This window comes from Massilia aquatica, from assembly GCF_011682045.1.
GTDB lineage: Bacteria > Pseudomonadota > Gammaproteobacteria > Burkholderiales > Burkholderiaceae_D > Telluria_A > Telluria_A aquatica.
In genome coordinates this window covers 1-18433 of the sequence record NZ_VVIW01000006.1, presented here as the reverse complement: position 1 = coordinate 18433, position 18433 = coordinate 1, and the positions used below count along the sequence as shown (strand labels likewise).

The following is an 18433-nucleotide window of genomic DNA, read 5'->3' as shown; positions in this document are numbered from 1 at the left end:
GCGCGGCGCCGGGCGCGGCGGGGTACGGGATGTCATGGCATGTCGCAAGGTGGTGCATGGAACGAAAAAGCATGCGCCGCGAAAGGCGCGGCGCGGGTTTACATTTGCTTGAACAGGTGCAGGAAGCTGCGGCTCACTTCGAGCTTGTCGCTCTTGCCCTTGATAAGCACCAGGTGGCGCCCGCGAATGTCGCGCGTGACCCCTTCGATGGCGTTGACGTTGACCAGGGTGGCGCGGTGGATCTGCCAGAACAGGGCCGGATCGAGTTCTTCGGCCAGGTCGCGCACCGGTTTGCGGATCAGCGCCTCGAAGCGCTCGGTCTGCACGCAGGTGTATTTTTCGTCGGAGCGGAAAAACAGGATGTCCTCGACCGGAATCATGCGCAAGTCCTGGCCGATGCTGGCCTGGATCCATTGCAGGTAGGCCGGCTTGGGCGCCGCCATTTTTTCGGCCAGCTGCGAAAGCATGGCGGTGACGCTCTCGTTGACCGCTTCCTTCGGCTTGGCCAGGCGCGACTTGAGGCGGTCGATGGTCACTTGCAGGCGCTCGGCCTCGGGCGGCTTGAGCACGTAGTCGACCGCGCCGCGCTCGAACGCTTCGACCGCGTACTGGTCGTAGGCGGTGACAAACACGATATTGCTGCCGGCGCCGATCGCGCGCGCCGCTTCCATGCCGGTCTTGCCCGGCATGCGGATGTCGAGGAAAGTCAGGTCCGGCTTGAGCTGGCTGACCAGTTCGATCGCCTCATCGCCGTTCTTGGCCTCGCCGACGATGTCCAGTTCAGGCCATGCCTGGTTCAGGCGCAGGCGCAACTGGTCGCGCATCAGTCTTTCGTCGTCGGCAATAATAGCGGTAGGCATGGTGCGTTTCTGGTGAAGGGCAAGAGTGCCAATTATTCAATGAAACCGGGCTTTAATCAATCAATTCCTTGGCTCGTTTTCAACGGCTGCGCTTGCTTGTGCATTACTTCGATACCTGATAGGGCACTTCGATGGTGGCGATCACGCCGCTCGGCGTGTTGGCGGCGATGTGCAGCTGGCCGGCATCGCCATGCAGGAGCTTGAGGCGTTCGCGGATCGTCATCAGCCCCAGCCCGGTGCCATCGCTGGGAAACACGCCGAAGCCGACCCCGTTGTCGCTGACGATCACGCGCAGCTTGTTGTGCGCCACCTCGGCCAGGATGGACAGCGAGCCGCCTTCCGGCTTGCATTCGAGGCCGTGCTTGATGGCGTTTTCGACCATCGACTGCAGCATCATCGGCGGAAACGCCGCGCTGCGCAGGCCGTCCGGAATGCGCAGGTCGACCTGCAGGCGTTCCTCCATCCGCATCTTCAGCAGGCTCAGGTAGGCCTTGACCATGTCCGCCTCGCGTCCGAGGTTGGTGACCACGGCGTTGTCGCGCATCTGCGGCAGCACCGCGCGCAGGTACTGGATCAGGCTGCGCTGCATGGCCGAGGCGCGCGGCGGGTCGGTTTCGATCAGGTATTCCACCGAGGCCAGGGTATTGAACAGGAAGTGCGGCTCGACCTGGGCCTGCATCATCTGCATGCGCGCTTCCGACAGCTGGCGCTGCATCGATTCGCGCTCGGCGGCGGCATTCGCGGTCTGGGTTTCGGCTTCGGCGCGCTTCTTGCCGCCGACCAGCGCCTTGGTGGCGAACAGGGCCAGTACCAGCAGCGAAACGAAACTCTTGAACCAGGTCGATGCCTGGGTGTGGTACACCTTCACTTTTTCTTCGGCGGCATTTTCGACGGCAGCTTCGATCGCGCTCGACAAACCCTCGACGATCTGTGGCGGCAGCGCGACGCGCACTTCGCCGTCGGCGCCCGGCATGGGCGGCACCGCCGGCACCGGGGGCACAGACGGCACAGAGGGCATCTCCGGCACGCTCGGCAGCGCCGGCGTGCCGCCATGCGCGCCGCTGTCGGACTGCTGCGGCGGCTCGGCTGGCTCGGGCGGTTCGGCTGCCTCGGGCGGTTCGGCCGGCTCGGGCGGCGCCCTGCGCTTGGTCGGCGGGCTGTAGCTGATCCCGCTGTCGTCGAAAATGATATTGCCTTCGCGCTTGTCGCGCTTGCGTTCCGGGCGCACCTCGACCACGTCGCCGCCCGAGAACAATTCGTTCTGCAAGATCGAGGCGGCAATCAGGGCCAGGGCCGCGAACAGGAAAAACTTCCACCACGATAGCTGGGTCACCCAGGTGGCGGTGGCGTCAAAGGCGCGCTGCAGCCAGGCCAGGACGGTCGCGATGGGTTGCTCGGGAGGGCGGCGTGCTTCCATGGTGAATGTGTTCCGTTCGATTGTATAAAAACCGCGTTGTCCAACACTGTGTGACATTGCGTGAGATTGTCTTAGGGCGAGTGTACCTGCTGCGCCCCTCCCATTGCCGTAAAAAACGCTTGCGGCCGCTAATACCGATGAGATGTTGTCACTGTAGGACCCCGGCCGGCGTGCTGCGCGGCCTTTGCGACAGGCTGCATGATTGGGGGAACAGGGCGCGCGGCATCGGAGCACCCGCAGCGGCCGGTTGCGCGGTATGATGAAGGATCGAACCGGTCGCGGCCGGCCCGCTGTTCCACCTGTCCAAGGGGATGCCCTATGTCTGCCGATGTGAAAAAATACCGTTTGATCACGCGTAGCGATTTCGATGGCCTGGTCTGCGCCGTCCTGCTCAAACACCTGGACCTGATCGACGATATCCTGTTTGTCCACCCCAAGGATATGCAGGACGGCAAAATTGTGGTCAGCGACGGCGACATCACCACCAACCTGCCGTACGCGGCCGGGGTGCACCTGGCCTTCGACCACCATTCATCGGAAACGATCCGCAACAGTGGCGAGCGCGCCAACCACATCATCCATCCCGAAGCGCCCTCGGCCGCGCGGGTGGTGTACGACTACTACGGCGGCGCCTCGGCCTTTCCGGCCGCCTGGTACGACATGATGGCCGCCGTCGACAAGGGCGACGCGGCGCGCTTCAACCAGCAGGAAGTGCTCGATCCGCACGGCTGGGACCTGCTCAACTTCCTGATGGATGCGCGGACCGGGCTGGGGCGCTTCCGCGACTTCCGCATCTCGAACTACGCGCTGATGATGGACCTGATCGATTATTGTAAAAACCACACGATCGACGACATCATGGCGCTGCCCGACGTGAAAGAGCGCATGGACCTGTACTTCGAGCACAACGACAAGTGCAAGGAACAGATCCGGCGCTGCGCCAGCGTGCACCGCAACCTGGTCGTGCTCGACCTGCGCCAGGAAGAAACCATTTACGCCGGCAACCGCTTCATCATCTACGCCCTGTTCCCGGAGACAAACATCTCGATCCACGTGCTGTGGGGCCTGAAGAACCAGAACACCGTGTTCGCCACCGGCAAGTCGATCCTGAACCGGACCGCGCGCACCAATATTGGCGCCCTGATGCTCGAATACGGCGGTGGCGGGCACGAAAACGCCGGCACCTGCCAGGTCTCGAACGAACTGGCCGAGGAAGTGCTGGGCGCACTGATCCAGCGCATCACCAGCGAAGGCTGAGCGCAGCCGGTGCCGGACGCGGGTGGCGGCGGGCCGCAGGCCTCAGGCCGCCGGCGCCGCCACCAGCATATCGTGCAGGGCATGCTCGGCCAGCGGGGCGCTGAAATACGTGCCCTGCAGCTCGTCGCACAGGTTGGCCCGTAAAAACTCCATCTGCACCCGTGTTTCCACCCCCTTGGCGATGACACGCGCGCCGAGATCGTGGCCGACGTCGATGAGCGCCTTGGCCACCGCGCCGCTGCGCGCGTCGGCCGTGATCTGGTGCACCGCCACCCTGGCCAGCTTGACGTGCGTGAGCGGCAGCTTTTGCAAAAAATTCAGGTTCGACGAGCTGTCGCCGAAGGCGTCGAGCGAGCGCAGCACGCCCAGGTCGCGCAATTGCGTCACCACGTCCACGCTCAGGTGCGGATTGATGTTCAGGCTTTCCTCGCGCAATTCGAGTTCCAGCTGCGAAGGCGCAATCTTGTGGGTCGCCAAGGTCGCGGCGATGTGTTCCGCATAGTGAGGCTGGGAGAATTCGCGGCCCGAGGCATTGACCGCCACCGGCAGCGGCGCAAACCCGGCGCTGCCCATGCGCTGCATGAAACCGCAGGCTTCTTCGAGCACATAGTCGCCAATGGCGACGATCATGCCGCTTTCTTCGGCTTCGGGCAGGAACGAGGCGGGCGCCAGCACCCCCAGTTCGGGGTGGCGCCAGCGCAACAGCGCTTCCAGGCCAAGGATGTGTCCACGGCACAGGCAGATCCTGGGCTGGTACAGCAGGAACATTTCGTGGCGTTCCAGTGCGTCGCGCATGGCGTCTTCGAGCTTTTGCTTGGCCTGGGTGGTCGACTTCATGTCGATCGAAAAGAAATGCACCTCGCCCGTCCTGGCCGCCTTGGCGTGGTACATCGCCACGTCGGCTGCGCGCACCAGGTCGAGCGCGCCCGTGCCGTCGTGCGGATAGACGCTCACGCCGATGCTGCCGCCGACCGCGATATCGTTCGAGTCGAAGCTGACCGGCTGCGACATGGCCACGCGCAGGCGCTCGATCATGCGCAGGGTGTAGCGCAGCGACGGCTGGTTGACCAGCACCAGCACGAACTCGTCGCCCGACAGGCGCGCCACCGTATCGCTCTCGCGCACCGACGATTGCAGGCGCCGCGCCACCATCTTGAGCACTTGATCGCCCGCCTCGTGGCCATAGCTGTCGTTGATCTGCTTGAAGCCGTTGAGGTCGATCAACACGGTGGCCACCAGCGATTTGTTCCGCTGGGCCATGTGCAGCGCCTGTTCCAGCCGGTCCCACAGCAGGGTACGGTTGGCCAGCCCGGTCAGCGGATCGTGATTCACCTCGTGTTCGAGATGGGCGGTGCGCTGCTTGACGGCCGTGACGTCGTTGATCACGCCGATGAAATGGGTCACCTTGCCGGTGCCGTCGCTGACGGGGGTGATGGTCAGGTCGTTCCAGAACAGTTCGCCGTTGCGGCGCCGGTTGCGGAACACCACGTTCACTTCGCGCCGCTCGCGCACGGCCGCGCGCAGCTGTTCGCGTTCGTCCTCGTCCAGGCCGGGCATGGCCATGAAACGCGCATCGCGCCCGATGACTTCTTCCGCGCTGTAGCCGGTAATGCGCTCGAAGGCCGGGTTGGCGTACTCGATCGGATTATCCGTGCCGGCGCAGCGCGAAATGACCAGCCCGCTGCTGGTGGCGTGCAGGGCGCGCTCGCGCAGGCGCAGGCGGTCTTCCTGGGCGCGCCGTTCGGAAATATCGAGCCCCATGCCGCACAGGTAATGGCGGCCACGGCAGCTGATGCGCGCGCCGCACAGCAGGTAGGGCGTGGCGTGCCCGTGCTTGTCGAGATAATTGGCCTCGACCATGGCCTGGGCGCCGTGATCGAAGACGTTGCGGATGCTGGCGGCGATCACGCGCTTTTCGGCCAGGTGATACATGTCGAGCGCATTGGCGCTGCGCACTTCGTCGGGGCTCATGCCGCTGACGTGTTCCAGCGTTGCATTCCACAGCGCAAAGCTGCCATCCTCGCGCAGCACGTAGAAGGTGCCGGGCAGCACATCGATAATGCTCGAGAGCGGCATGCGCCCGACCGCTTCGGCATCGGACTCGTCGCAGGTGCCGTCGAGCAGGGCGACCAGGTGGGTCAGTGCGCCGTCGTGGCCGTACTGCGGCAGCAGGGTGAGGAAAATGGTGTGGACGCTGCCGTCGGCGCGCAGGAATTCGACCTCGGAAGCATCGCAATCGCTGGGAAACTCGCTCCAGCGCTGCTGCCAGGCCTGGCGGCTGCGCTCGCTGAGCAGCGCCGTCAGGGGCTGGCGCAGCGCATCGGCGGCTGTGATGCCGAGCACTTTTTCGCACGCGCCATTCCACGTGATGATCCGGTCGTCCGCATCGATCAGCAGGGCGGCAAAAGGGGCGTTTTCGTGGGCAGGCATGCGCCTCTCCAATCGACCATGAAGAAGATTGGACAGTCAAACGAGGAAGAGGTTCGACGCGACGGGCGTTTTGGTAAAAAGAACTGGCTGCGGTTGCCGGCGGGCAGCAGCCCGCCGGGAAAAATCAACAGTCGTATCGTGGCCTCGAACAAGCGACGCGCAGCAGCTTGTTCGAGGTCCCCTACGCAGGGGCGATTTCTTGACGGATCGGCAGGGCGATCTGGTTATCGACGCTGAACTGGTAATCCTGGAACACGTGCTCGGCCGACAGCATCTGGTAACTGCCGTCCGCCAGCTTGTGGGTCGTATCCTTGAGGCGGTAGGTGTAATGGCCGCAGGTCCAGCAATTGAAATTGCGCATGTGCGTGCACAGGCAGGTCTTGTCCATCACCACCACGGTCTTGCTGTCCGGATTGGCCAATACTTCGCGGTTGTACGAATTGATGTAAGAACAGTTGCCGGTCGCATCGAGCAGATAGCCGTACGACTCGCAGCCCGGACGGATGCCGGCGCCGATGGCCGGTGTGCTTCTCAGCATGCGCATCGGATAGCCGGTCGGCGAGATGCCGTTGACGATGATGTCGTCTTCGGTGGCGCGCACGTATTCCTGCTTGACCTTGTCCGGCAGGCCGCATTCGTGGGTGATGGTGAAGCGGGTCGCCACCTGCACCCCGGCAGCGCCTTTTTCGAGGAAGCCGGCCGCGTCGGTGCCGGTGAACACGCCGCCGGCCGCGATCAATGGAATCTCCAGCTTTTCCGCGCGCATGTAGGCATGGATTTCATCCATGATGGTGTGCAGGTCGTATTCGGCCCAGTCCATGCCGAAGCCCAGGTGGCCGCCGGCCAGCGGGCCTTCGACGATGATGAAGTCGGGCAGGCGGTCCAGCTTGGCCACTTTGCGCAGGAAAATCTGCAGCGCGCGCACCGACGAGACGATGATGCCCAGCTTGGCGTCGCGGAAACGCGGATGGTCGGCGATCAGCGCGAATGAACCGAGGTGCAGGCCGGCCGACATGGTGATGCCGTCGATGCCGGCGTCGAGCGCGGCCGTCAGGCGCGTGCGCAAGGTTTCGCGCGGCGAATTCATGGTCAGCTTTTCCATGCAGTTCACGAAAATGAGGCCATCGCCGCGTTTCGCTTCCATGGTCGCGCCAACGTGGCGGCGGGTGGCGTCGGCCAGGCGCGCCAGGTCGAACTGCACCACCGCCTTGTCCATATTGTTAATATTGAACTTGTAGGTCTTGGTTTTGTCTTTGACATAGCTGGTGTCGAACTTGCGGTCCGACACATCTTCGACCATGGCGTCGGAAATATGCCCGATCCCGCCCAGGCGCGCCGCTTCGAGTGCCAGTTCCGAGGTCGAAATATCGACGCCCATGCCACCGATCATGATGGGCACATATTCCTTGTTGCCCAGACGCAGGCGGAAATCATCAACACGTTTCATTGCTATCCTTAGACTGCCAAGTTTACTGGTGCGCTGGCGCGGCCACTACGGCCAGCTTGCGCACCTACAATTCTACCCCAAGCGACCCTGGGGTTCTTCGTTCCAGCGAGCAAAACCGGGACAATACCCCGCGGTATGTCCGCGCGTCCAGTGCGGCGCGCGCCGGCGAAGCCGGCGGAAATCCCGCTCAATAGCGCCGGTTGAACGACGAAAGCGCCCGATCGGCGCGCCGTACTGCTTAATCGCGGAAGTTATTGAATTCCAGCGGCATGTCCGGCACATCCTTGCGCAGCATCGCCATGGCGGCCTGCAAGTCGTCGCGCTTGGCGCCGGTGACGCGCACCGATTCGCCCTGGATGCTGGCCTGGACCTTCATCTTGCTATCCTTGATAACCTTGACGATTTTCTTGGCGTCGTCGGTTTCGATCCCGTTTTTCACCTTGATGACCTGTTTTACCTTGTCGCCGCCGATTTTCTCGATTTTGCCCTCATCGAGGAAGCGCACATCGACCTTGCGCTTGGCCAGCTTGTTGGTCAGCACATCGCGCACTTGCGAGAGCTGGAAATCGGAATCGGCGAAAGCCGTCAATTCGCACTCTTTCTGTTCGACCTTGGCCGAGCTGCCTTTGAAATCGAAACGGGTGGTGATTTCCTTGTTCGACTGCTCGACGGCGTTTTTCACTTCAATCATGTCTGCTTCGGAGACGACATCAAACGACGGCATAATGGGATCCTTTTTACTTGCAAAATGTAGAATGCCGATATTTTAACGGACAACGGGGGGCGGCGCCCCTGAACTGAACCGGTTTTTTCCCCTAAATGCCCCTACAACGACCATTCATGCAACCAGACCTCGTCATTTCGCCCGACTTTTCCCTTCGCAGCGTCAATACATTCGGCATCGACGCGCGCGCGCGCGCCTACCTCCGGGTGACGCAGGTCGGGCAACTGGCGCAGGTGCTGGCCGACCCGGCGCTGGCGGCCATGCCGCGCCTGCTGCTCGGCGGCGGCAGCAACATCGTGCTCACCGGCGACTTCAACGGTCTGGTGCTGCACATGGCGATCAAAGGGCGCGAACTGGCGGGAGACGCCGGGGCAGGGGACAGCGGCAGCGTGCTGGTGCGCGCCGGCGCCGGCGAAAACTGGCACGGCTTCGTCCAATGGACGCTCGCGCAAGGCTTGGGCGGGCTGGAAAACATGGCCCTCATTCCCGGCACGGTGGGCGCCTCGCCGATCCAGAATATCGGCGCCTACGGGGCCGAAGTCAAGGACCTGTTCCATTCCTTGAGCGTGTTCGATGTCGCCAGCGGCGCCCTGCGCACGATGGACGCGGCGGCCTGCCGCTTCGGCTACCGCGACAGCGTCTTCAAGCATGCGGACGGGGCCGGGCTGGTGATCGTCGACGTCACCTTCGCGCTGCCGCGCGCGTGGGCGCCGAACCTGAAGTACGCCGAGCTGGCGCAGGAACTGGCGGCGGGCGGACTGGCGGCGCCGACGGCGCAGCAGATCAGCGACGCGGTGGTGGCGATCCGGCGCCGCAAGCTGCCCGATCCGGCGCAGATCGGCAACGCCGGCAGCTTTTTCAAGAATCCGGTGGTCGCTAGCGAACACTGCGCCGCCTTGCTGGCCGCCCACCCGGCGCTGGTGCATCACCAACAGGCCGACGGCAGTGAAAAGCTGGCGGCCGGCTGGCTGATCGACCAGTGCGGATGGAAAGGGCGCAGCCTGGGCGCGGCCGGCGTGTATGAAAAGCAGGCGCTGGTGCTGGTCAATCGTGGCGGCGCCAGCGGCGCCGAGGTGCTGGCGCTGGCGCGCGCCATCCAGGACGACGTGCTGGCACGCTTCGGCGTCGCCCTCGACACCGAGCCTGTATTTATCTAGGCGCCAGGCCCGCGCCTGGCGCTTCCAAAGCGACCGGCCAAGGTCGCAAATGTTCAGAAAACATTATCTTTTTCGTCAATTCTGTTAAATAATGAACCTGCGAGTGAAGCGCTTCCAATTTCGTTTTTTCGCGATTGTTGGCGGGTCCTTGCCAAGGTAGCCCCAAGCGTGCGTGAGCACGGCCGGAGGCGCCAGTCATTCAATCAGGAGACAAACAAGATGCTCAAGTTACGTACCCCGATCCGCACGCTCCTGGCAGCGGCAGTCTGTAGCGCCATGCTGGCCGCCTGCGATAGCGACAGCGACCCGGCCAAGCCGGATACCCCCACGCCGCCGCCGCCGGTCGTCGTCGACGCGGTCAAGCAGTACAGCGACTTCCCCAACGTCGCGAGCGACATCAAGAAAGACCCGGCCATGGAAACGTCCATCGCCGCCATCGTGGCCGGGATGAGCGTGGCCGAAAAAGTCGGCCAGATGACCCAGCCCGAAATCAAGAGCATTACCCCGGACCAGGTACGCCAGTACTACATCGGCTCGGTGCTCAACGGCGGCGGCTCTTTTCCGGGCAATAACAAGCTGGCCGCGCCGGCGGACTGGCTGAAATTGGCCGACGCCTACTGGAAAGCGTCGATGGCCACCGATGCCAAGGTCAGGATCCCGGTGATCTGGGGCACCGACGCGGTGCACGGCCACAATAATGTGTTCGGCGCCACCATGTTCCCGCATAACATTGGCCTGGGCGCCGCCAACGACCCGGCCCTGATGCGCCGCATCGGCGCGGCCGTGGCCGCCCAGGTGTACTCCACCGGGATCGACTGGACCTTCGCCCCGACCCTGGCCGTGGTGCGCGACGACCGCTGGGGCCGCACCTACGAAGGGTATTCCGAAGATCCCCTGATCGTCACCAAATACGCGCGTGAAATGGTCAAGGGCTTGCAGAACGATTTTGCCGGCGGCGGCAACGTGATCTCCACGGCCAAGCACTTCATGGGCGACGGCGGCACCGACCAGGGCCGGGATCAGGGCGTCAACATGGCCAGCCGCAACGACATGATCAACATCCACGGCCAGGGGTATTACCACGCCCTCGGCGCCGGCGCCCAGACCGTGATGGCCTCGTTTAACAGCTGGGACAATGAGAGCCTGAACATCAAGGTTGGCAAGATGCACGGCAGCAAAGAGATGCTGACCGATGTGCTCAAGACCAAGATGGGCTTCGACGGCTTTGTCATCGGCGACTGGAACGGCCACGCCCAGGTGCCGGGTTGCAGCGACGGCAGTTGCGCGCAAGCCATCAACGCCGGGATCGACATGATCATGGTCCCGGACAAGTGGAAAGAGTTTATCGAGAACACCATCGCCTCGGTCAACAAGGGCGACATTCCACTGGCGCGCATTGACGACGCCGTCACCCGTATCCTGCGCGTGAAATTCCGGGCCGGCATCATGACGGCCAAGGCGCCGCTCGAACGCCCTTTCACCGATGCCAGCCGTCTGCAGCATCGGGCCCTGGCGCGCGAAGCGGTGCAAAAGTCGCTGGTGCTGCTCAAAAACGACAACAAGGTGCTGCCGCTCAAGCGCGGCGACAAGATCCTGGTAGTCGGCAAGAGCGCCGACAGCCTGTCGAACCAGACCGGCGGCTGGTCGCTCACCTGGCAGGGCACGGCCAACACCAATGCCGACTTCCCGAACGCCGACAGCATCCTGACGGCGATCAAATCGGTGGCTGGCGAAGCCAATGTGGTGTTCAGCCCGAACGGCGCCGGCGTCAAGCCAGCCGACTTCAAGGCGGTCATTGCCGTCATCGGCGAAACCCCGTACGCCGAAGGGGTGGGCGACATCGGCAGGAGCGGCACGCTGGAGCACGCGCGCCGCTATCCGGAAGACCTGGCCGTGCTCGACGCCGTCAGCGGCAAGGGCGTGCCGGTGGTCACCGTGCTGGTCACCGGCCGTCCGGTCTGGGTCAACAAGGAACTGAACCGCTCGAGCGCGTTCGTGGTGGCCTGGCTGCCCGGCACCGAAGGCAAGGGTGTCACCGATGTGCTGTTCCGCAAGGACAATGGCGACGTCAACCTGGACATGCACGGCAAGCTGTCGTTTTCCTGGCCCAGAACGGCCTGCCAGATGGCCAATAAGGGCGACGCCAACTACGATCCGCTGTTTGCCTATGGCTTCGGAATGCGCTACGCGGACGACAGCACACTGGCCAAACTCGATGAGACGGCGCCGGCCCTCGGTTGCGCCCAGGGCGCCGGCAACGGCAGCCAGGCCAGTAGCGACCTGGAGGTGTTCCGCTCGGCCGACCAGGCGCCCTACACGACCCGCATCGGCGACCCGAGCGCCTGGTCGCTGCCGCTGGGCGCCGACCTGAACGCGGTCACGACTTTGCCCAACGTCAAAGCCGAGACCACCCAGATCAATGTCCAGCAGGACGCCAAGAAAATCAGCTGGAGCGGCGCCGGCCAGTTTTACGCGCAAGCGGCAAGCACGGCCGACCGCGAAAGCTACCTCAACGCCGACGCGGCGCTGGTGTTCGACACCATCGTGCACAAGGCGCCGGCCGGGGCGGTGAAAATGCGGGTCGACTGCAAGCACCCGTGCGCGGGCGAAGTGGACGCCACCAGTGTGTTCAAGGGCTTGCCGCTGGAGACGAAACGCAGCGTGAAAGTGCCGCTGTCCTGCTTTGCCGGCAAGGGCGCCGACTTCACCCTGGTCGATACGCCGTTCCTGGTCTATACCGAGAAGGCGTTCGTGGCCTCGTTCGCCAATATCCGCTGGGTGCCGGGTGCGGCCAAGGATGCCGACGCCGCCACCTGCGCGGCCCTGGTGCCGGAACCGGTGGTGTTCGCGCCGCCCCTGGCGGGACCAGGCTACGGCGTGCTCGACGCGGGCAAGCTGACGGGCGACCTGGCGCTGACCACCTACTCGTCCAACGGCAGCCACGTCAAGGCGGCCATCACGCCCGCCGATGGGCTGGACATGCACTTCGCCGCCGACGGTGGCGATGGCCTGGTGATGATCACCGGCACGCCCGTCAACCTGAGCAACTTCGCCAATGGCACCCTGCAGTTCGAGATCAAGGTCGCCAGCTATGGCGCCAATACAGGCGGGCTGGCGGTCAAGATGGAAAGCCCGGGCACCAATTGCAAGTCGGGCGATTATGTCTTCGGCCGTCCGGCGCCCGGTGGCTGGACGCCGGTCTCGGTCAAGGTCAGCACCCTGATTGCGGCGGCCGATCCGTGCTTTGACCTGCGCAACATCGGTATGCCGTTCGGCACCTTGCCGAAGTGGGGAGACCAGCAGGGCGTGCAGTACAAACTGCGCCAGATCCGCTTCGTGCGGTAATGCTATCGGGGACGCACGCCAAGCGGCGTGCGTTCGCCCGGGTCAGCCGAAGTGGCAGACGTAGTCGAGCGTGTCGGTGGTGTCGATCTCGAACGAGGTGTTGGCGCCGACGCTGAAGCGCTCGCCCGCGGCGTAGTCCTGCCACGCATCACTGCCGGCCAGCTTGACCCGGCATTTGCCGGCGACGATTTCCATCACTTCGGGCGCGGCCGTGTTGAAGGTCAGCTGCGACGGAAAAATCACGCCCACCGTTTTTTTGCTGCCATCGGCCAGCAACAGCGTATGCGAGACGCATTTGCCGTCGAAGTAGATGTTCGATTTTTTGCTGATGGCGACGTTGTGAATCATGCTCATGGATGTCCTTGTTCAGGTGGGAGGAATGTCTGCTTGCGCCACGCACACGCGGTTGCGCCCGGCCGTCTTGGCGGCGTACAGGGCCTTGTCGGCGCGCGCGGTCAGGTTCTCGGCGCTGTCGCCGCGCGACGGCACCACGCTGGCCACGCCGATCGACATGGTGACGATGCCGCCCGCCGCCTGGGGATGCTCCATCGCCAGCTTTTCCAGGTGGCTGCGCACCGCGTCGGCCACCACGTGCGCGCCCGCCAGGCTGGTTTCGGGCAGGATGATGGCGAACTCTTCGCCGCCGTAGCGCGCCGCCAGGTCGGCCGGACGCTTGAGGTTTTCGGTCAGCACGGCCGCCGCTTTTTTCAGGCACAGGTCGCCCGCCAGGTGGCCGAAGCTGTCGTTGTAGGCCTTGAAGCAGTCGATGTCGCACATCAAGAGCGAGAGCGGCTTCTGTTCGCGCTGGCCGCGCTGCCATTCGAGCTTGATGACATCGTCGAAGCGGCGCCGGTTGGCGATCCCGGTCAGGCCGTCGAGGGCGGCGAGCTTTTGCAGTTCGATGTTCGCTTCGGCCAGTTTTTGCTGGCTCTCGCGCAGGAAGCGGAACGCCTCGTCGCGCTGCAAGCGGCTGATGTGCGCCGCCGAGTGGTAGCGCACCCGCGCCAGCAGTTCCAGGCGGTCCGGCAGCTTGACCATGTAGTCGTTGGCGCCCACCGCAAAGCTGTGCGCCTTGAGCTTGGGATCTTCCTTGGCCGAGAGCACGATCACCGGCACGTGGCGCAGGCTCTCGCGCTCGCGGTACTGCGCGATCAGCCCGAAGCCGTCGATGCCGGGCATGACCAGGTCTTGCAGGATCAGGCTCGGCTGCAATTGTTCGGCGGTCTCAAGCGCCAGTGAGGAATCGAGCACGTAGTGGTATTCGATGTCGGTTTGATCGGCCAGCATGCGCCGCACCGCCTCGACAATGATCGCCTGGTCGTCCACCATCAGGACCCGCACCTTGAAAATGGCCGGTTCCGGCATGTAGGTTTTGTAAACTTCAGACATCGGTCATATGCTTTTCGGTAGTATCCGGCACTCAGGTGAAATCTTAGTTCCCGGCCGGTTTCGACCCAATTCTACTGCGCAATGCCCGCCCAATGTTTTCTAAGGATAAAATTTGCTGCGCGGCATCTATTTCAGCGGCGGCGCGCGGCATGCCGTACACGGCGCTGCTGGCCTGGTCCTGGGCGATGGTGCTCTTGCCGGCCTGGCGCATGGCCAGCAGGCCGGCGGCGCCGTCGCGCCCCATGCCGGTCAGCAGCACGCCGGTGGCGTCGCCTTCCCAGTGCCGGGCCACGCAGTGGAAGAACACGTCGACCGACGGCCGGTAAGCGTAGTCGCGCGGCACGTCGTCGTAGTGCAGGCGGTGGCGCGCGCTCATGACCAGGTGGTCGTTGGTGCGGGCGATCTGCACGCAGCCCGCTTCGAGCGGGTCGCCGTCTTCGACCACGCGCACCGGCATCAGGAGCTGCTCGCCAAGCCACTTGGAAAAATGGGCGGCGAAGTTTTCGTCGATGTGCTGGACCACCACGATGGCGGTGCCGGGCGCCGGGTTCCAGCCGGCCAGGATCTTGGCCACCGCGATCGGGCCGCCGGTGGACGATCCGATCGCCAGCAGGTGCTTGATCCTGGCGTCGGGCCGCTCGGGCGCATGCGCCGATGCGCTCTCGGCGCCGCTGACGCGTATCAGTTTGCCGATGGTCTTGATCTTGTGCAGCAGGGCCGCGTCGCCGCCGCCGCCGTCGCGCGCCAGCAGCGGGGTGGCGGTGACATCGAGCGCGCCGGCGCCGAGCGCGCGGAACACCTGGCTCACATTGTCCTGCGGCTGGCCGGTGACCACCAAAATCGCGCAGGGCGTCCTTTCCATGATCTGGCGGGTCGCCTCGACCCCGTCCAGTTCCGGCATGTTCAGGTCCATCAGCACCAGGTCGGGACGGTTGTCGGCGCACATGCGCACCGCTTCCAGGCCGCTGCGCGCGATCCACAGGACCTGGTGCTCGCTGGTGCTGGCCACCACCCGGCGCAGCGCTTCGGCCGCCATGGCGACGTCGTTGGCGATCCCGATCTTCATAGGCCGGCCTCTCCGATCAGGTCAAACACGGCGTCGAGCAGGGTCTCGTCGTGGAAGCTGCCCTTGGTCAGGTAGTAGTCGGCGCCGGCGCCCATGCCGCGCGCGCGGTCTTCGGGTCGGTCCTTGTAGGAGACGATCATGACGGGCAGTTTGTACAAGTGGATATCCTTCTTGACCAGGCCAACGAGTTCGATGCCGTCCATGCGCGGCATGTCGACGTCGGTGATTAACAGGTCGTAGTCGCCGCTGCGCACCACGTTCCAGCCGTCGATGCCATCGATGGCGATGTCGACCTGGTAGCCGCGTCCCTGCAGCAGCTTGCGTTCCATTTCGCGCACGGTGAGCGAGTCGTCCACCACCAGGATGCGCTTGACCTTGCGTTTTTCGGGGCCGCCGCGCGCGCCCAGCTGGTGCAGGCCGCCTTCGTGCAGCAGCTTGTCGATCGACAGCAGCAGGTCGGGCACGTCGAGGATCAGGACCGGGGCGCCGTCGTCGAGCAGGGCGCCGGCGCTGATGTCGCGCATCTTCCCGAAAATCGGGTCGAGCGCCTGCACCGCCAGGCTTTGTTCGCCGCGGATCGCATCGACCACCAGCGCGTAGCGGCGCTGGGCCGCGCCGATCACCACCACCGGCAGCTCGCCAGCGCCGGCGCCGATCTGGCCCAGTTCGAGCACCTGGGCCGCCGACGCCAGGCCGAGGTGCTCGCCGCCGAAGTCGAAGAATTGCTTGTTCTCCAAGGTGTGGATCTCGCTTTGCGGCACCTTGAGCACCCGTTCCACCTTGACGATCGGGATCGCGTAGGCTTCGCCCTGCACGTCGACCACCAGCGCGCGCACGATCGACTGGGTCAGCGGCAGGGTGATGAAGGTGCGAAAACCAGCGCCCGGCACCGACTCGATACGTACCGTGCCATTTTGCTCGCGGATGGTCTGGTGCACGATGTCCAGGCCCACGCCGCGCCCGGAGATGGCGCTGGTGGTTTCCTTCAGGCTGAAGGCGGGCAGGAACAGGAATTCGATCAGTTCCGGCTGCGACATGGCGGCGGCCATGGCGGCGCTGGCCATCTTGCGCTCGACTACCTGGCGGCGGATGCGTTCGATGTCCACCCCGCGCCCGTCGTCGGAAATTTCGATACTGAGCATGCCGGCGCGGTGGCGCGCTTCCAGTACGATGGTCCCGAGCGCTGGTTTACCGGCGGCGATGCGTTCGGACTGGCTTTCCATGCCATGGTCGACGGCGTTGCGCAGCATGTGGTTGAGCGGGCTTTCGATGCGCGCCAGGATGTCGCGGTCGACCAGCGTGTCTTCGCCTTCGATGACCAGCTGCGCTTCCTTGCCCAAGCTGCGCGCCAGGTCGCGCACCATGCGCGGAAAGGCTTGCACGCCGTCGCGGAAAGGGCGCATGCGCAAGGTCAGCACTTCGTCCACCAGGTTTTTCGACACGCCCAGCAGGCGCCGCTCGTAGCTTTCGATGTCGGCCATGTGTTCGAGCATGAACTGCTTGAGCGGATGCGCTTTTTGCCCGGCCAGGGCCGATTGTTCGATCAGGGCCGCATCGCCCCCGCGCACCACCGCGTCGTGCAGTTGTTCGAGTGCCTGGAACAGGGTCGCCTGGTTGCGCTTGAAGCGCTGCAGCGACGCGATGAACGGGTGCATCTGGTGCGCGTTGATGCGCGATTCGCTGGCCAGGGCCAGCAGGCGGTCGAAGTTCTGGACTACCTTGGGCGCGCCCTGGACCCGCTGCGGCGCGGCTTCGTCGGGCAGGGCGGCGCGCGGCGGCGCGCACGCTTCCATCACCGGCATGGCCGGCGGCGGCGGTGCAGCCGGCAGCGGCGGCAGGTCCGGCAGCGGCGCCGACTGGATCTGCGCAATCCCGGCAATGCTGTTCATGGTGGCGCCGATGCGCGCGCCATGCTGGTCCAGCCAGGCCGGCAGGCCGGCTTCGTCCAGGGTCGAGAACTGCAGCATCAGGTCGACCCCGGCCAGCAGCACGTCGATGCGCGCGGGCGTGAGCTGCAACTGGCCGTGCTGGGCGGCGATGAAGGCGTCTTCCATGCCGTGCGCCAGCTGCACCACCACGTCCAGGCCGACAATCGCGGCCGCGCCCTTGATCGAGTGGGCGGCGCGCATCATCGCTTCAAGGGTGGACGCGTCGCCGCCGCCGCGCTCCATGGAGAGCAGGCCGTCGGTGAGAACCTGGGTCTGGCCGTCCGCCTCCATGCGGAACAGGTCCAGCATCGAGAATTGACTGAGGTCGCCGCTGCCGGTGCTCATCGCAGCAGCCTTGCCAGCTGGTGGCCGATCAGCGGCGCGTCGAGCACGCCGATGCGCATGTCGCCGTGGGTCAGCACGCCGGTGATGAAGCGCTGCAAGCCTTTATTGAGGGTGGCCGCCGGCGCGCCCACGCTGGCCGCGCCGTAGCGCAGGATGCCGTGCAGGTCCGCCACCGGCAGGGCGAAGCGCTGTTCTTCCCAATCGATGACGAGCAGGCGCGCGAACACGTGGCGGCCACCCTGTTGCGGGGCGTCGTTTTCGTCGATGCCGAGCAGGGTGGCCAGGGCGATCGAGGGCGCCAGGGTGCCGCCGACGTTGACGATGCCGGTCAGGCCGCCGCCGCTGCGGTGCGGCAGCGAGTGGCTGGCCGCCAGCGGTGCGACCGAGGACACGATGCGGGTCGGCAGCATCAGCCACTCGCGCCCGAGGCGGAACACCAGGCCCGAGCTGTCGTGCTGCGCGCGCGCGGCCTGCGGCTGGCGCAGCAGCGCGGCCCAGTCCTCGCGGTAAGCCGCGTCCACCGGGCGCTGCATGCTGCGCCTGGCCGCGCCGGCGTACACCTCGCAGTTGCGGCAGTGGACATGCTGTTCGAGCTTGGGGCAGCTCATGTCGCCGGCCACGCCGATCCGGTTCCAGCAATCCTGGTCGTCCAGCGCGTGCAGGGTATCCGGGCTGCTGCTCATCGGGCATCCTTGCGCGGTGCGCTATCGCGATCGCTGCCCTTGCTGCGCTGGTACACGCGCGCGGCGCGCTGCTTGAAGGCGGCCGCCTGCGTCCGGTCGCCGCTTTGCTCGGCCAGCAGGGCCAGGTGGCAGAGCGCATCGTAGTGGTCGGGTTTGAGGTAGACGCAGCGGCGCCAGTAGTCGCCGGCGGCGTCCATCTTTTGTTCGCATTCGCTGACCATGCCGAGGATGAAATAGGCGTCGGCCGAATCGGGGTCGGCCGCCAGCAGCTCGCGGCAGGCCGCGGCGGCGCCCTGCATGTCGCCCAGGTCGGACTGGCGGCGCGCGCGCGCCAGCAGGTCGGCCGGCGCGGTCGTCGCTGCCACCGGTGCGCTCACGCGCAGCG

At 65.0% G+C, this 18433-nt stretch carries 13 protein-coding genes and 1 pseudogene; 3 read left to right on the top strand and 11 right to left on the bottom strand.

Features of this window, described 5'->3' with window-relative positions:
- Positions 1–98: 98 nt before the first annotated feature.
- Positions 99–860, bottom strand: coding sequence for a LytR/AlgR family response regulator transcription factor (locus F1609_RS12470; RefSeq protein ID WP_167076769.1), 762 nt, complete (start codon positions 858–860; stop codon positions 99–101).
- 103 nt (positions 861–963) lie between these two features.
- Positions 964–2277, bottom strand: a complete 1314-nt coding sequence (locus F1609_RS12465; RefSeq protein ID WP_167076768.1) for a sensor histidine kinase — start codon at positions 2275–2277, stop codon at positions 964–966.
- Between the two features lie 318 nt (positions 2278–2595).
- On the opposite strand from F1609_RS12465, the gene F1609_RS12460 reads away from it, so the two are divergent.
- Positions 2596–3534, top strand: coding sequence for an exopolyphosphatase (locus tag F1609_RS12460; RefSeq protein ID WP_167076767.1), 939 nt, complete (start codon positions 2596–2598; stop codon positions 3532–3534).
- A 42-nt stretch (positions 3535–3576) separates the two neighbouring features.
- Here F1609_RS12460 and F1609_RS12455 read toward each other — a convergent pair whose 3' ends face one another.
- From F1609_RS12455 to F1609_RS12445, 3 genes are all read right to left on the bottom strand, one after another.
- On the bottom strand, positions 3577–5964 hold the full coding sequence (locus F1609_RS12455) for a sensor domain-containing protein (protein ID WP_167076766.1): 2388 nt from the start codon (positions 5962–5964) through the stop codon (positions 3577–3579).
- 181 nt (positions 5965–6145) lie between these two features.
- On the bottom strand, positions 6146–7411 hold the full coding sequence (locus tag F1609_RS12450; protein ID WP_167076765.1) for a nitronate monooxygenase: 1266 nt from the start codon (positions 7409–7411) through the stop codon (positions 6146–6148).
- A gap of 238 nt (positions 7412–7649) precedes the next feature.
- On the bottom strand, positions 7650–8135 hold the full coding sequence (locus F1609_RS12445; protein WP_167076764.1) for a YajQ family cyclic di-GMP-binding protein: 486 nt from the start codon (positions 8133–8135) through the stop codon (positions 7650–7652).
- A gap of 116 nt (positions 8136–8251) precedes the next feature.
- Here F1609_RS12445 and murB point away from each other — a divergent pair, with 116 nt between their 5' ends.
- Together murB and F1609_RS12435 are read left to right on the top strand one after the other, a co-directional pair.
- Positions 8252–9292: a UDP-N-acetylmuramate dehydrogenase gene (murB, locus tag F1609_RS12440; protein WP_167076763.1), complete on the top strand. Its 1041-nt coding sequence runs from the start codon at positions 8252–8254 to the stop codon at positions 9290–9292.
- Positions 9293–9511: 219 nt separating this feature from the next.
- Positions 9512–12637, top strand: coding sequence for a glycoside hydrolase family 3 protein (locus tag F1609_RS12435; protein WP_229421852.1), 3126 nt, complete (start codon positions 9512–9514; stop codon positions 12635–12637).
- A gap of 42 nt (positions 12638–12679) precedes the next feature.
- Here the strand turns inward: F1609_RS12435 and ppnP are convergent, their stop codons facing one another.
- The 6 genes and pseudogenes from ppnP to F1609_RS12405 all read right to left on the bottom strand — a co-directional run.
- Complete coding sequence (gene ppnP / locus F1609_RS12430) at positions 12680–12991, bottom strand: pyrimidine/purine nucleoside phosphorylase (RefSeq protein WP_167076762.1); 312 nt, start codon at positions 12989–12991, stop codon at positions 12680–12682.
- A 12-nt stretch (positions 12992–13003) separates the two neighbouring features.
- Complete coding sequence (locus F1609_RS12425; protein ID WP_167076761.1) at positions 13004–14026, bottom strand: diguanylate cyclase; 1023 nt, start codon at positions 14024–14026, stop codon at positions 13004–13006.
- 43 nt (positions 14027–14069) lie between these two features.
- On the bottom strand, positions 14070–15092 hold the full coding sequence (gene cheB / locus F1609_RS12420) for a chemotaxis-specific protein-glutamate methyltransferase CheB (protein WP_167076760.1): 1023 nt from the start codon (positions 15090–15092) through the stop codon (positions 14070–14072).
- Entirely contained in the window at positions 15089–17365 is a 2277-nt protein-coding gene (locus F1609_RS12415; RefSeq protein ID WP_167076759.1) for a hybrid sensor histidine kinase/response regulator, read from the bottom strand. Before F1609_RS12415 ends, cheB begins: the two co-directional genes overlap by 4 nt.
- Complete coding sequence (locus F1609_RS12410) at positions 17362–18048, bottom strand: chemotaxis protein CheW (RefSeq protein ID WP_167076758.1); 687 nt, start codon at positions 18046–18048, stop codon at positions 17362–17364. The genes F1609_RS12415 and F1609_RS12410 overlap by 4 nt, the downstream gene beginning before the upstream one ends.
- A pseudogene (locus F1609_RS12405) lies at positions 18045–18433 on the bottom strand (hypothetical protein); the annotation flags it as partial. The gene F1609_RS12410 and the pseudogene F1609_RS12405, both read right to left, overlap by 4 nt.